The 14,852-nt window shown below is 34.5% G+C and carries 14 protein-coding genes; 8 read left to right on the top strand and 6 right to left on the bottom strand.

Features of this window, described 5'->3' with window-relative positions; genetic code table 11:
- The first annotated feature begins 7 nt into the window (after window positions 1-7).
- From lpdA to BM201_RS09550, 3 genes are all read left to right on the top strand, one after another.
- Complete coding sequence (gene lpdA / locus BM201_RS09540) at window positions 8-1,414, top strand: dihydrolipoyl dehydrogenase (protein WP_092541999.1); 1,407 nt, start codon at window positions 8-10, stop codon at window positions 1,412-1,414.
- 201 nt (window positions 1,415-1,615) lie between these two features.
- Window positions 1,616-2,203 (top strand): hypothetical protein, encoded by a 588-nt coding sequence (locus BM201_RS09545; RefSeq protein WP_084840237.1) that lies wholly within the window; start codon window positions 1,616-1,618, stop codon window positions 2,201-2,203.
- Window positions 2,204-2,218: 15 nt separating this feature from the next.
- Window positions 2,219-3,514, top strand: coding sequence for a hypothetical protein (locus BM201_RS09550; RefSeq protein ID WP_092542001.1), 1,296 nt, complete (start codon window positions 2,219-2,221; stop codon window positions 3,512-3,514).
- Window positions 3,515-3,705: 191 nt separating this feature from the next.
- Here BM201_RS09550 and BM201_RS09555 read toward each other — a convergent pair whose 3' ends face one another.
- Complete coding sequence (locus tag BM201_RS09555) at window positions 3,706-4,416, bottom strand: LytR/AlgR family response regulator transcription factor (RefSeq protein ID WP_092542003.1); 711 nt, start codon at window positions 4,414-4,416, stop codon at window positions 3,706-3,708.
- Window positions 4,417-4,462: 46 nt separating this feature from the next.
- The gene (locus tag BM201_RS09560; protein WP_092542005.1) at window positions 4,463-4,861 is read right to left on the bottom strand and encodes a hypothetical protein; all 399 of its coding nucleotides are present in this window, start codon (window positions 4,859-4,861) and stop codon (window positions 4,463-4,465) included.
- 224 nt (window positions 4,862-5,085) lie between these two features.
- Between BM201_RS09560 and BM201_RS09565 the strand changes: the two genes are divergently transcribed.
- A complete protein-coding gene (locus BM201_RS09565; RefSeq protein WP_175487018.1) occupies window positions 5,086-6,135 on the top strand; it encodes a sensor histidine kinase in 1,050 nt (349 codons plus the stop codon).
- A gap of 239 nt (window positions 6,136-6,374) precedes the next feature.
- On the opposite strand, the gene BM201_RS09570 is transcribed toward BM201_RS09565, so the two are convergent.
- Together BM201_RS09570 and BM201_RS09575 are read right to left on the bottom strand one after the other, a co-directional pair.
- Window positions 6,375-7,718 carry a DEAD/DEAH box helicase gene (locus BM201_RS09570; RefSeq protein ID WP_092542331.1) on the bottom strand — a complete coding sequence of 448 codons (1,344 nt, stop codon included), beginning with the start codon at window positions 7,716-7,718 and terminating at the stop codon, window positions 6,375-6,377.
- 107 nt (window positions 7,719-7,825) lie between these two features.
- Complete coding sequence (locus BM201_RS09575; protein ID WP_092542009.1) at window positions 7,826-8,698, bottom strand: aldose 1-epimerase family protein; 873 nt, start codon at window positions 8,696-8,698, stop codon at window positions 7,826-7,828.
- A gap of 165 nt (window positions 8,699-8,863) precedes the next feature.
- On the opposite strand from BM201_RS09575, the gene BM201_RS09580 reads away from it, so the two are divergent.
- Together BM201_RS09580 and BM201_RS09585 are read left to right on the top strand one after the other, a co-directional pair.
- Window positions 8,864-9,400, top strand: coding sequence for an NADPH-dependent FMN reductase (locus tag BM201_RS09580; RefSeq protein ID WP_092542011.1), 537 nt, complete (start codon window positions 8,864-8,866; stop codon window positions 9,398-9,400).
- 2 nt (window positions 9,401-9,402) lie between these two features.
- A complete protein-coding gene (locus BM201_RS09585; RefSeq protein ID WP_092542013.1) occupies window positions 9,403-10,707 on the top strand; it encodes an anthranilate synthase component I family protein in 1,305 nt (434 codons plus the stop codon).
- A 6-nt stretch (window positions 10,708-10,713) separates the two neighbouring features.
- On the opposite strand, the gene BM201_RS09590 is transcribed toward BM201_RS09585, so the two are convergent.
- Entirely contained in the window at window positions 10,714-11,013 is a 300-nt protein-coding gene (locus tag BM201_RS09590) for a HigA family addiction module antitoxin (RefSeq protein WP_092542333.1), read from the bottom strand.
- A 10-nt stretch (window positions 11,014-11,023) separates the two neighbouring features.
- Complete coding sequence (locus tag BM201_RS09595) at window positions 11,024-11,305, bottom strand: type II toxin-antitoxin system RelE/ParE family toxin (protein ID WP_092542015.1); 282 nt, start codon at window positions 11,303-11,305, stop codon at window positions 11,024-11,026.
- 197 nt (window positions 11,306-11,502) lie between these two features.
- Here BM201_RS09595 and tilS point away from each other — a divergent pair, with 197 nt between their 5' ends.
- Window positions 11,503-12,816, top strand: coding sequence for a tRNA lysidine(34) synthetase TilS (gene tilS / locus BM201_RS09600; RefSeq protein WP_092542017.1), 1,314 nt, complete (start codon window positions 11,503-11,505; stop codon window positions 12,814-12,816).
- Window positions 12,813-14,834, top strand: a complete 2,022-nt coding sequence (locus BM201_RS09605; protein ID WP_092542019.1) for a protein-disulfide reductase DsbD family protein — start codon at window positions 12,813-12,815, stop codon at window positions 14,832-14,834. The genes tilS and BM201_RS09605 overlap by 4 nt, the downstream gene beginning before the upstream one ends.
- Window positions 14,835-14,852: the final 18 nt, after the last annotated feature.

Here is a 14,852-nt window from a genome sequence, read left to right on the forward strand (position 1 = left end):
TATTGTTATGAGTACATATGATGTTGCAGTTATAGGTTCTGGCCCGGGTGGATACGTGGCAGCCATACGCTGCGCACAGCTGGGAATGAAAACTGCAATCATAGAAAAATATTCTACTCTTGGTGGAACTTGTCTTAATGTTGGTTGTATCCCAAGTAAAGCACTTTTAGATTCTTCACACCATTATCATGATGCAGTAAAACATTTTGAGGATCACGGAATTGAAATTTCAGGAGAAATAAAAATGAATCTTGAAAAAATGATGGATCGTAAAGCATCTGTGGTTAGCCAGACTTGTGATGGTGTAAAATTTTTGATGGATAAAAATAAGATTGATGTTTTTGAAGGAATTGGTTCTTTTAAAGACAAAACTCATATCAATATTAAAAAGAATGATGGTGAGACTGAAACTATCGAAGCTAAGAAAACCATAATAGCTACAGGTAGTAAACCATCTAATCTTCCATTTATCGAGTTAGATAAAGAGAGAGTAATTACATCTACTGAAGCTTTAAAATTAAAAGAAGTTCCAAAACATCTAATTATTATTGGAGGTGGAGTAATTGGTTTAGAGTTAGGTCAGGTTTATAGCCGTTTAGGCGCAGATGTTTCTGTAGTTGAATTTATGGATCGTATTATCCCAACTATGGATAGTGCGCTTTCTAAAGAACTTACTAAAGTTCTTAAAAAACAGGGCGTAAAATTCTACACCAGCACAAAAGTGAAATCTGTTGAAAGAAACGGAGACGAAATTATCGTTAAAGCAGATGACAAAAAGGATAAGGAAGTAGAATTAAAAGGAGATTATTGTTTAGTTTCTGTAGGTCGTCGCCCTTATACAGACGGACTTAATGCAGATGCTGCTGGAGTAACCATAGATGATCGTGGCCGAATTAGCGTAAATGAACATCTACAAACCAATGTAGAAAATATTTATGCAATTGGAGATGTTGTAAAAGGAGCGATGTTAGCGCATAAGGCTGAAGAAGAAGGAACTTTTGTTGCTGAAACCATTGCCGGACAAAAACCACATATTAATTACAATTTAATTCCTGGTGTTGTTTATACATGGCCAGAGGTTGCATCTGTAGGTAAAACGGAAGAGCAATTAAAAGAAGAAGGCGTAAAATATAAAGAAGGTAAATTCCCAATGCGTGCTTTAGGTCGCTCTAGAGCTAGTGGAGATATCGACGGAATGGTGAAAATTCTTGCAGACGAAAAGACCGATGAGGTACTTGGAGTTCACATGATTGGTGCTCGTACTGCAGATCTTATTGCTGAAGCTGTTACCGCGATGGAGTTCCGTGCTTCTGCTGAAGATATTTCTAGAATGAGCCATGCACATCCAACTTTTGCTGAAGCTGTAAAAGAAGCTGCATTGGCTGCTACAGATAATCGAGCGTTGCACGTGTAGATAATTATCAGTTTAAAATTTTGGAAGCCCTGTTCAATTATTTGACAGGGCTTTTTTGATCATTGGAGTTAAAATTTTTCTTAAATAATAAAAGGCTAATTCGTTTTAACGACTTTATTATGAAGCTTATCGGTTTTATTTTTTCATGAAAATACTTTGCAATACTATTGCAGTGTATTTAAAATTAACCCTACACCTTACATGAAAAAATTTTCCCCTACGAAGATTCTTCTTGCCGTATTATTTGTTTTTTTTAATGTTACTTTAGGTTTTTCGCAAGTTGGTATTGGTACGTCCAGCCCTGATAATAGTTCTATACTAGATGTTAAAAGTTCTACTGGTGGAGTACTTGTGCCAAGAATGACAACGGCAGAGCGTAACCGAATTTCTTCTCCTGCTACAGGATTATTAATTTACGATACTACGAGACAATGTCTAAGCCAGCAGGTAGGAACGCCCGCTTCGCCAGATTGGGTTTGTATTTCTGGGAATGTAGTTCGTTTCTTTTATTTACCTAGTTTGAACATAGATACTTCAGAAACAGGAAATGGAGAAGTGAATTTGTACGAGGAGTACAAAAAGCAGTTTTCTCAACCATTGGTGTCTTCTACACCAGGTTCAACTATTCCTTATTTCGAATCTGCAACAGATCTAGATTATCATGTTACGGCCTATGATTCATCAGTTTTAGACAATCTTTCTTTGAACCAAAACGGAGTTCTTTCGTATGAAGTAATTGGTAGTGCCACTGCCTGTTCTTTCATAAATGTTGTATTGGTTGTAAAATAATTTCAGCAAACAATTATGAAAAAACTATTCAGTCTTTTCCTGATCTTATTTTCGGTTTATTCATCCATTGCGCAATGTGATTGTGATCAAACCATTTCATCCAGTATATGGAATGGTGGTTATACATTTCAATCTAATAAAACGTATTGTATTCAGGGAAATATTACGATAAGATATAATGTGACTTTCCAAAATAATACAAGTATTTGTATTCCTCAAGGAGCTACGCTGAAAATTGATAATACGATGAATGGTGGTGCTAGTAATAAGGTTGATATAAGCGTATACGGTAACCTTATTGTACCTAATACTTTTCCAGTAAGTTTTGATATTCATGTTTATAATGGTGGTAATATTACAGGTCTTAGAGGGATTAAACAGGATATTCAGATGAATGGAGATAATTTTAATCTTATAATCGACGAGGGGGGTAGTTATAAATTTGGGAATTTGAATTTAAATAATAATGGTAGAGAAAATACGATAGAGAATCATGGGACGATGACAATTGATGGGGAAATTAATACTCGTAATGCAAAATCAGCATTAAGATTAGATAACTATGGAACTATTGATATGACAGGAAATATTTATTTCAGTAATTCATCTGGAACTAATACTTTTTATAATCATGGAAATTTAAGTTGCCTGGGAGTGTATTCAACAGACCCAACATTGCATATGCAAAATGCAGGAACTATGTCGATGTCTCAGAATTATGATAATACTGAAAACAGCGTATTTTCAAATTGTGGAACATTCAGAATGAATGGTAGTTGGGGATTTAATTTAAGAGGTTTAATTATAAATACAGGGAATATGATAATTCCTAATAGTTCTATAGCATTCTCTTCTACAGGTAGAATTCAAAACTATAGTGTAATGAGTTTAAAACAGATAGCTATGGATCCCAATTCAATAATTTATAATGAAGGTGAAATAACATTCGCAGAAGCTCCTAATACTAATATAAGATTTGCTGGGCCTGGTGCAAATGAGCAGCCAGAACATTCTGATTCTAGTAATTATGGTAGATTTAAATGGCCAGGCACACAGTCTAATCAATCTGGTTGGGCTAGAGGCAATTTAAACTTTGTTACTACTACTCCAAGTACGGTTAATGATAACAATGCTTACGGGATGTTTGGAAGATGGAATAGCGTAGAATTTGATAGTTCAGTAAAATTTGGAAACTGTAATACTTGTACAGTTATTACAGAATATGATCAATGCGCTAACGCAGATGGTACTTGGCCGGTTATTGGGCCAAAATGTATCCCGGTAAACAGGCATGTAAGAACATATTTATAATTACTTGATATAAATTAAAAGGCAGCCAACTGGCTGCCTTTTTTCATTCTAAACTGACTCAGAAATTATAAGGTTTTGGCTTTTTAATTGGTTTAGGAAGTAAATTAAAAGCCTGATTAATCTGAGTAAAATTCAATAGGGAAATATTGATTGTTTTAGAATGAGATTTTGCATGTTTTTACAGTCTTTTTTTAATGATATTCAGCCAACTTTTCTAAAACCTGTTCTTTAAAACTTCGGCTTATTGGTATCGATTTTTGTAGTATCACCACCTGCTCATTAGTATAAGATTCGATTTTTGGGATCGAAACTATAAAAGATCGATGCGTTCTTAAAAATTTTGAACTAGGTAACTTCTCTTCAATCGCTGTAATAGTTTCTCTGGTGATTTTCGTATCAGTTAAGAGGTGGATTTTTAAATAATCAGCATAGCTTTCGATATAAAGCAATTCTTCAAAATCGATTTTCACCATTTGGCGATCTATTTTTACAAAAATAAATTCGGCTTCTTTTTCATCGATTTTCGTGATTTCTTTTTCTGAATGATTTTTCCGATAATTATTTATGGCATCTAGCAAACGTTCGAAAGAAATAGGTTTTAGTAAATAATCTGCTGCGTGCAAATTAAAACCATCTACCGCATATTCTCGATAAGCAGTGGTAAAAATAACCTGTAGGTCTTTATTGATCGATCTGGCAAAGGAAATCCCGGAAATTCCCGGCATATTAATATCTAAAAAAATCAAATGGATGTTCTCTTTGCTAATTACATTAAAAGCTTCAGTAGCGTTACTGCAACGTGCTAGAATATTGATGTCTTCAATTTTAGAAAGATGACTTTCCATAATATCCAACGCAACAGGTTCGTCGTCTACAAGAATACAATTAATGGGTGCCGCCATTTATTCAGAATTAATGCTTTTTAAAATTAACCAATTTCAGAATACATCACTTTTTTATGGCTGTTAAAATAATGATTCCCAGCCTGCCAACCAGAAAAGTTACAGTGCCAAAAATAATAGTAAGTAAAGTTACTTTTAATCCACCAGCCAGCATTTCAGTAGAAACATTTCCCCAGGATTCTATTGCATCGAACATTTGTATTAAACCAAGAAACTGAAAAAGAAGTCCGCTTACCAATGCAAATAAGCCGATATGATGAATTAAACTGAGCGTTTTTTTGAAAAGATGATCCTGCGATAATTTTGTGGCAGCAAAGGCGATAAGTCCTATAGTAATTAAGAAGCAAATAAGTATAGTCCACATTGCAAAAGGCCCGCCCTCGTTTATTCTATCGGCTAATTGGCCAAAAAATCCACGACTTTGATACAGTAATACTAGGTACATAATTATTTTTTTAAAGATTGATGAAGCAAACTTAACAGCCTTTTAGCTTCAAAAAATCACTTTGCGATAGATTACAGGTTTTAGCTTCTTTTCTACATTAAAGATATATTTTTAAGTACAATTATCGCTAAACTTGTAGAAAAGCCAAGCTTTTTTGTAGTTGGTCGCAAAAGTTGATCTTGTTAGAACATTCTGACCATATTTGTAAATTAATGTTACTAAAATTGACCATAAAGATATTTAAGAAACTACTGCTACACAGCTTATTTTGGGTAGCAGTGCTTTTCTTTTATATGTTCTTTTTTGCGATAGACGATTCAGATTTGTGGTTATCGGCGCGATTTTCAATTGCATTGATGCCGGTTACAATTGGCACGACTTATATTTTTTCTTACACCTTAATCCCAAAATATCTATCTAAACGAAAGTATTTTTTATTCGGACTTTATTCATTTTATGCTTTAGTGATTTCAGCCTCATTAATCATTTTTTCGGCTTTTTATGGCTATTTGCTGGTGTTTGGATTGCAATGGGAGGGAAGTTATCCGGTCTCTAAAGGGCTAACCTTTATATATTTTGCGGTTTACCTGGTAATCGTCTTAGGTTGTGGCTTAAGTCTTACCAAATCTTATTTTAAAACTTTAAATAAAAACGAGGAGCTAAAAAATACCCTGCTAGAAAGCGAATTACAGCTCAAAATTCAGGAGTTACAGTATTTAAAGATGCAAATTCATCCTCATTTTCTGTTCAATACCTTAAATACCATTTATGGTTTGGCGCTTACCAAAAAGGATTCAGCGCCAGATATGATCTTAAAATTAGCCGATTTGCTAGATTATATTTTATACGAAACCAAGAAGAATAAGGTGCCATTAAAGCGCGAAATTCAGCATTTAAAAGATTATATCGAGTTAGAAAAATTACGGTTTGGGGATCGATTAATTGCTGAAATAAATATTGCTGAATTTTCATCGAATATCGAAATCCCGCCAATGCTATTTCTGCCATTTCTGGAAAATTCATTCAAACATGGCAAATCTTCTGAAGGAATCCTGAAAATAAAAATGAAGCTCGAAATTATCGAAAATCAGCTTGTATTTTTTCTGAAAAATTCGGTGCCCAAGCAAAAGGAAATTTTAGATCAAAATTCAGGAATTGGTCTTGAAAATATTCAAAGAAGGCTCCAATATATTTATGGGAAAGCTTATGATTTAGAGCTTTCTACAAGCAAAAATGAATATTCTATCTTACTTAAAATTCCGCTTAAATTTTAGCATTTTGACCTTTAGAATTTTCAATTTTGTATTGAAGGAATCACTATCTTTAATAGGTTAATCCTAATATTAAAGATTATGGCAAAAGCAAAGTCACCAGCTAAAAATTCGGTTAAAAAAGAAGCGGTTTTAAGCTTAAAAGAGAAGCGAGCTGCAAAGGCGGCTAAGAAATTGAACACAAGCTAAAGTTTTAAACTTAGATTGAATAAAAAAAGGAGCAAAGTAGCTCCTTTTTTCCTTTATTTTTTACGCCTACGATTGGCATTTTTATCGCCTCGCGTTTTTGGCTTTTTATACTTTTTAGCAATTTCTCTACGATAAGAACCGCCAAGATTTACTTTTTTATTTTTTTCTTTTTTCTCGTGGAAAGCAGGGCCGGCTTCATCTAGTGGTTTACTAGGATTGTTAATCTCAATTTCTCTGGGGCGTTCTTCAGGAATTAATTCATTAGAGATCTTAACTTCTTCAGGAATTTCCATTTTTGGAACTTCCATTTTCATCAATTCCTCGATGGCTTTTAGATAATCCAGTTCTTTTTCAGTAGTAAAAAGAATAGAATGTCCTTTTTTCTCAGCACGTCCTGTTCGCCCAATTCTATGCATATAATTTTCAGGATAATTTGGCGTATCAAAGTTTATAACGTGCGAAACAGCATTAAGATCTAAACCACGCGCCATCACATCTGTAGCGATCATAATTCGGGTTAAACCTTCATCAAAATCTTCAACGTTTTTTAATCTGTAATTCTGACTTTTACCGGTATGAACCAAACTAATTTCCCCTGGAAATTTTTTACCTAAACTTTCAAATAATCGATCGGCAATACGTTTATCTGAAATAAAAATAAGCATCTTTTTAAAGGTTTCTTTATCACTGAAAAGATGCTTTAAAAGATTCGCTTTTGTATTGAAATTAGGCAAAATATAGCCTTGTTGCTCGATATTATCTAACGGAGTACCGCTAACCGCGATAGAAATTTTCTCTGGAGCTTTAAAATTCTCGTCGATCATCTGCTCCACAATTTCAGTCATTGTTGCAGAGAACATAATACTTTGCCTGTTTGGTGGCAGCAATTCGATAATATTATGCACCTGAAATTTAAAACCAAGATCCAGCATCACATCAACTTCATCGATCACAAATTTCTGAATCGATTTTAGCTGAACGGCCCGTCTTAAAACAAGATCGTACAATCGTCTTGGTGTTGCAACAACGACATCTAAACCACGTTGTAATTCCTGTTGCTGTGTATTTATATTTACACCACCATAAATCCCGGCTACTCTTAAATTAATGTATTTCGCCAGTTTATCGATTTCCTCGGTAACCTGAACAACCAGTTCACGAGTAGGAACCATGATTAAAATACGCGGATTCTTTTGCTTAGAAAATTTAAGCATTCTAAGTAAGGGTAATAAATAAGCAAAGGTTTTACCGGTACCGGTTTGGGCGATTCCTACAACATCTTTTCCAGACATGATTGGCGAAAATGCCTGTTCCTGGATAGGTGTTGGCTTTTGGAAGCCCATATCTTCCAGCGCATTGCGTAAAGGTGTATTTAAATTAAGATCTTGAAAACTCACAACGGGAGGTTTAATTTTTTGCAAAGGTAGGCTATGATTCTCAAAGAACTACTTTTAAATCTATAATTTGTTTGAGAATCGATGTTTTTGGGCTGCTTTTTTTAAAATTATACTATCGTAATGCTGTATGTTGCGCTGTATTCTTTCCCAGTTTCTAGCTCAATAATTCCTTCTTTGGTTTTAAAGTTTTGATCTGTACTTTCTACATCAGCAATTCCCAGCCAGGGTTCAATACAAACATAAGGCGCACCAGGTTTTGCCCAAACTCCCAGATTTTTAAAATCATCGTAAGAAACGCTTAATATCGATCCATGATTTTTACTTTTTAAGCTTACATTTTTTGAAGTTATATTTTTAAAAATTAAAGCGTCATTATTAAAAAGATCTTTGGTAAGCTGGATTCTATCTGAATTTTCAATGATCGTTTTGGTATTATCACTTACTAAGCCGCTTTCTCCTAAAAGGTAAGTTTCTAGAGTGAGATCTTGATCGAATTCCAGATAATAATCTTCATAAGTTTCGCCTTCAAAAAGTGGCGCATTAAATGCAGGATGCCCGCCGATTTGAAAATAAATAGGTTTTGTATCCATATTTTTTACCAGATGATTTACTTCGACAGACTTATCTTTTAAGGTAAAACTAAGTTCGAATTCAAATTCAAAAGGATAGATCTTACGTAATTCTTCGTTACTTTTTATGCTGAAGGTAATCGAAGTTTCGGTTTGGTTTTTTACTTCAAGATTTTCATTGTGGCGTATAAACCCATGTCTTGGCATATCGTAAAATTCACCTTCATATTTTATCTGATTGCCTTTTAAAGCGCCAATTACTGGAAATAAGTTTGGTGCGTGGCTTCCCCAAATTTCGGGATCTGCCTGCCACATATATTCTTTGTTGTTTTTCAGGTTTTTGATACTACATAATTCGGCTCCGTTATGCTGAATTCCTATTTCTAAATGGTCGTTTTTTAAAATATACATCGTGATTTATTTTCGTCAAATTTTATTCAGTATAAAGATAACATCTCTTCAATTTCTAGTGGCAATTTTGAAACATAAAGATTTCTTATGTTTTCGATAGAATGTTTCTTTGAGAAACAATTGCTCTAAACCTCGGAAAATCTTAAGTTTGCATAAAAATTTATAATGAAAAATATATTAGGATTTGCAGGATCTAACAGTAGTTCATCAATAAATGTCCAATTGCTGAACGACCTGATGAATCGTTTACCTTCAGATTATAACAGGAAAGATATTAATGTTTTAGATTACGATCTTCCGTTTTATGGCGAGGATGTAGAAAAAGAGCAGGGAATTCCTGAAAACGCTGAAAAATTTGCTAAAGAAATCGAACAATATGATGCCTTAATTATCACGATTAATGAGCATAATGGGAGTTTATCTGCATATTTTAAAAACCTGATCGATTGGACTTCACGTTATAAACACCAGTTTTTAGCCGGTAAAAAAATATTTTTGGCAGCGGCTTCTCCTGGACAGGGTGGTGCAGCAGCTTCTTTAAAATACGCAAAAACAGCGTTCACCATTTTTGGAGGTGAAGTAGTTGAAACGCTAAGTTTCCCTAGTTTTTACGATAATTTTGAAAACGGAATTGTAGTAAATCCTGAATTAGAAAAAGAAATTGATTCAAAATTAAATACTTTTGCACAACAAACTTCTTAAGTGTGCGGAGTAACAAGATTTTTGAACTTTCTAATGTAAATTTATTTAAGCAAAAATTGCTAAGCTGGGCTTCTGGTTTTAGAGAAGTTGTTTGGCTGGTTAGTAACGAGTATCCAGATAAATACCGGCAATACGATGCAATTTTAGCAGTAGAAGCTTTTACGGCTATCAAAACCGATGCTGTAGAAGCTTTTGATAAATTAAAGGAATATCAGGAAACTACGGCCGATTGGATTTTTGGGTATCTATCCTACGATCTTAAAAATGATACCGAAAATCTAAAGAGTAAAAATTACGACGGACTCGATTTTCCTGAACTTTATTTCTTCCAGCCTCAAAAATTGTTTTTGCTGAAAGGTAATCAGCTTGAAGTGCAATATTTACGGGTAGTAGATGATGAAATCGATCTGGATTTTGCAGCGATCAATGATATTGTAATTCCTGAAAAAACAGCTCAAAAACCTCAAAAATCGACTCTAATACAATCCCGACTTTCTAAAGAAGAATATCTTCAGAAAATCGAAAATATGTTGAAGCATATTCATCGTGGGGATATTTACGAAGCTAATTTTTGTCAGGAATTTTATGCTGAAAATATTGATTTAGAGCCCTTGCATGTCTTTAATGCGCTTAATACAATTTCTAATCCGCCTTTCGCGAGTTTTGTAAAGCTGGAAAACTATCACGCGATGTGCGCGTCACCAGAACGTTACATTCAGAAGATAGGAAATAGGGTAGTTTCTCAACCTATAAAGGGAACTGCGGGGAGACATGCCGATCCAAAAATTGATGCTGAAAATGCCCAAAATCTTACCGAAGATCTAAAGGAGCGTTCTGAAAATATAATGATTGCCGATCTGGTGAGAAACGATCTTTCTCGCACTGCAAAAAAAGGAAGCGTAAAAGTTGAAGAACTATGCGAGGTGTATTCTTTTAAGCAGGTACATCAGTTAATTTCGACCATTTCCGCAGAGCTTCAGGACGATATTGCCGCCGTTGATGTGTTAGAAAGTACGTTCCCTATGGGAAGTATGACGGGTGCTCCAAAAATTTCAGCAATGAAAATTATCGAAGATTTGGAAGAAACCAAACGTGGCTTGTATAGTGGTGCGATTGGCTATTTTACACCGGCAGCAGATTTCGATTTTAACGTGGTAATTCGCAGTATTCTTTATAATTCAGAAAATAAATACGCATCATTCTCGGTTGGAGGAGCAATCACCGCACAATCCAAACCAGAAAAGGAATACGAAGAGTGCATGGTGAAAGCAAGGGCGATGCGAAAGGTTTTGGAAAAGAATATTTAGCAAGTTTTAAGCTGCACTGTTTTCAAGAGGTTTGATATTATTAAATTCTTGATCTTTCAGATTTTTTTGTTCTTCTAAATCAAAGTCGTCCTGTAGTCCTAACCAGAATTTAGCAGAAGTCCCGAAGAATTTCGAAAAACGTAATGCAGTATCTGCTGTAATTCTTCTTTTACGATTAATAATCTCGCTAATTCTTGTTTGTGGAATAAAGGTTTCTTTAGAAAGTCTATAAGCAGTGATTTCTAAAGGATCTAGAAACTCTTCCTTTAGTATTTCGCCTGGATGTATGTTAGCTAATTTGTTCATTTTTTCGATTTTAGTGATAATCAATAATTTTTACTTCAAAAGCATTGTCATTATTCCATTTAAAAATCACTCTCCATTGCTTGTTAATTCTAATACTATAAAATCCTTCTAAATTTCCGCTTAGTTTTTCCAAATGATTCGCAGGTGGAATTCTTAAATCATTTATAGTTTGAGCATTATTAATCATTCTTAATTTTCTTCGCGTAACATTTTGAATTTTTGGAGGGAGTTTTTTGGAAGGTATTCCAATCCAAATTTTCTCTGCTTCTTTATCTGTAAACGATTTAATCAAAAATATTCTGCATTACGTTACTAACGTCAAAGATAAGTATTTTTTTTGAATTTTAAATTAAGAATTTAGGTGTAAGCTTAAGAATATTAAATAGGAAAAACTTTTTTTAATGCCTAATGAGGGATTAAGCCATTCTTAGGCTTAAAAACAGCAAACTTTAAAATTTCAGCTTATCGAATTTTGTATCTTTGATTTTTATGGAAAAAGCCTTTAAAAATCATATAAAATCGAACTTCCCTAATTTGGCGAATGCCAAGTTGATCCTTGCAGTAAGTGGTGGTGTAGATAGTATGGTTTTGATGCATCTTTGTAAAAAGGCAAAATTAGATGTTGCTGTTGCCCATTGCAATTTTAATCTAAGAAATAATGAAAGTGATGGTGACGAGGAATTTGTGGTAAGGGCAGCACAAAATCTTGGGATAAAAGTCCATATTCAGCATTTTGATACCACTTCTTTTGCTGAAGATCATAAGCTTTCTATACAAATGGCAGCCCGAGAACTACGTTATCGATGGTTTGAGGAATTGCGGATCGCTGAAGCTGCCGATTATGTTTTGGTAGCGCACCATGCCAATGATTCTTTAGAAACTTTTCTTATCAATTTTGTGAGAAGTACTGGGCCAGAAGGTCTAGCGGGAATCAAAGCTGAAAATGATAAAATTTTACGTCCATTATTAAAATTTAGTCGGGAAGAAATTGAAAATTTCGCCCGTGAAAATCAAATTTTGTGGCGAGAAGATAGCAGCAATGCCTCTACAAAATACCTTCGGAATAAAATAAGGCATCAGGTAATTTCGCTTTTTGAAGAAATGAATCCAAATTTTTTAGATGGCTTTAAAAACACTCAGGAATACCTGCGCCAGCAACTCGATCTTGTTGAAGATTATACCGAGTTGATTTATAAAAAAGCAGTCAAAAAAGTCGATTTTGGATATTCTTTCGATGTGCTTTTTTTACAGCGTTTACCACATACCAAGGCAGTTTTATATCAACTTTTAAAAACATTTGGTTTTACCGAGTGGAACGATGTTTACAATTTGCTGGATGCCCAATCGGGTAAAATGGTTTTTTCGAATACACATCGATTGGTAAAAGATCGCGATGAGCTTATTTTAACTAGGATCGATCAATCTCATTTAAATGAGACCTACGAAATTGCAGAAAATGAGGAAAATTTTATGCTACCCAATGCAGCTTTTAGTTTCCATAAGGTTGCAGCCATTCAGGAAACCAATCGACATATAATTTATGTAAATGTCAATAAACTGGAATATCCTTTAAAACTACGCCGTTGGCAGGAAGGTGATAGCTTTCATCCATTCGGTATGAAAGGTCGAAAGAAAGTAAGCGACTTTTTTAAGGACAATAAATTATCTTTGCCGCAAAAAGAAAATACCTGGCTACTAACCTCTGGCGATAAGATCGTCTGGATCGTTAACTGGCGTGCAGATAATCGATTTGCGATAACATCCGAAAATCAACCTATATTAAAAATCACATTTCATCAATGAAAAAATTTATAGCATTAAGCTTATTATTTCTTTCTTTTTTACCCCTAAAAGCCCAGGTTTTCGATCCAACAATGGCTGGCGGAGGAGGTCAGTTTGAAAATCCGGTAACCTGGGAAGCATCTTTCGAAAAGGAAAGTGACAGTATTTATATTATTAAAATTAAAGCCGAATTAGAAGGAAAATGGCATTTGTACTCGCAAAAAGAAGTAGAAATGGATATTGCTCCAATCCCAACACAATTCACTTTTAATGCTGAAGAAGGAGGCTACGAGCTCATTGGAGAAACTTTAGAGCCAGAAGTTGAGCCGGTTTACGATGAGGTTTTTGAAGCTGATATTACTTATTTTGAAGAGGAAGCTGAATTTACTCAGAAAATAAAAGTTACAAATCCTGAAGATACACATGTTATTGCTGAAGTATATTATTCTGTTTGTGATGATAAGCAATGTTTACCGCCGGAAACCGAACGTTTTACTATTTCTCTGGGAAGTAACGAAGTTACACAGGGATTTACAGATTTAACTGTAGAAGAAGAGGATCAAAGCTTAGCACAGCAATTAGATATTGAAGTTCAGGGATGGGAAGGTTACGAAACAGAGGAAGAAGAATCTTCATTTTTAAGCATTTTCTTTTTAGGATTTATAGGTGGTTTGATCGCATTGCTAACGCCATGTGTTTTCCCAATGATTCCGCTTACGGTATCTTTCTTTACCAAAGGAGCGCAAACGCGATCTAAAGGCGTTACTAATGCCATATTGTATGGTTTCTTTATCTTTTTAATTTACCTGCTTTTAAGTTTACCATTCCATTTACTGGATAGTGTAAACCCAGAGTTGCTGAATAATATTTCAACTAATGTTACGCTAAACGTGATATTTTTTGTGATATTCATCGTTTTTGCCTTCTCTTTTTTCGGGTATTACGAAATCACTTTACCAAGTTCCTGGGGAAATAAACTTGATGATAAAGCCAGCAGTATTGGTGGTATTATCGGTATTTTCTTTATGGCAATTACTTTAGCAATTGTCTCATTCTCTTGTACAGGACCAATTTTAGGATCCCTGCTAGGAGGTTCTCTAAGTAGTGATGGCGGCGCAACTTTGCTTTCTATAGGGATGGGTGGTTTTGGTTTAGCCTTAGCTTTACCATTTGCTTTATTTGCGTTATTCCCAAACTGGTTAAATTCATTGCCAAAAAGTGGTGGATGGTTAAATTCAGTGAAAGTTGTATTGGGTTTTATAGAACTGGCTTTAGCCTTTAAATTTTTATCGAATGCAGATCTTGTAGATCACTGGGGACTTTTAAAAAGAGAGGTTTTCTTAGGAATTTGGATCGTTTTGGGTATTGGATTAACCTTATATCTTTTCGGTTTAATTCGTTTTCCGCATGATGGCCCAAAACAAAAGATCAGCAAAGCAAGATTTGGTCTTGGGATTATAAGTCTGCTATTTGTTCTTTATTTAATTCCGGGGCTTACCAATACTTCGTATTCAAATTTAAAATTACTAAGTGGTTTTCCACCACCAAGTTTTTATAGCTTGTACGATAAAGATACCAGCGGCCCAATGGGATTAGAAAGTTATCATGATTTTGAAGAAGGTGTGGCTGCAGCAAAAGAACAGGGAAAACCTATAATTATTGATTTTACAGGTTGGGCTTGTGTAAACTGTCGTAAAATGGAAGAACAAGTATGGACAGATCCTGAAGTTTACGACCTTCTTAAAAACGATTATATTTTGGTATCACTTTATGTAGATGATAAAGAAGAATTGCCAGAAGATAAACAGTTTAATTATGAGCGCCCAGACGGTAGCATTAAGAAAATTAAGACGATTGGAGATAAATGGGCGACCTTCCAAACCTTAAATTTCAAAAATAATTCACAGCCGTTTTATGTGCTTTTAGATAGTGATTTTAATCTGCTAAATGAGCCAACTGGTTATACGCCAAAAGCTTCAGAATATATTAACTGGCTGCAAAGCGGACTTCAGAAAAAAGGGGAGCTCGCTAAAAATTAAAAATCCTTTACGATTCGC

It is taken from the genome of Zunongwangia mangrovi (assembly GCF_900112105.1).
GTDB classification, from domain to species: domain Bacteria; phylum Bacteroidota; class Bacteroidia; order Flavobacteriales; family Flavobacteriaceae; genus Zunongwangia; species Zunongwangia mangrovi.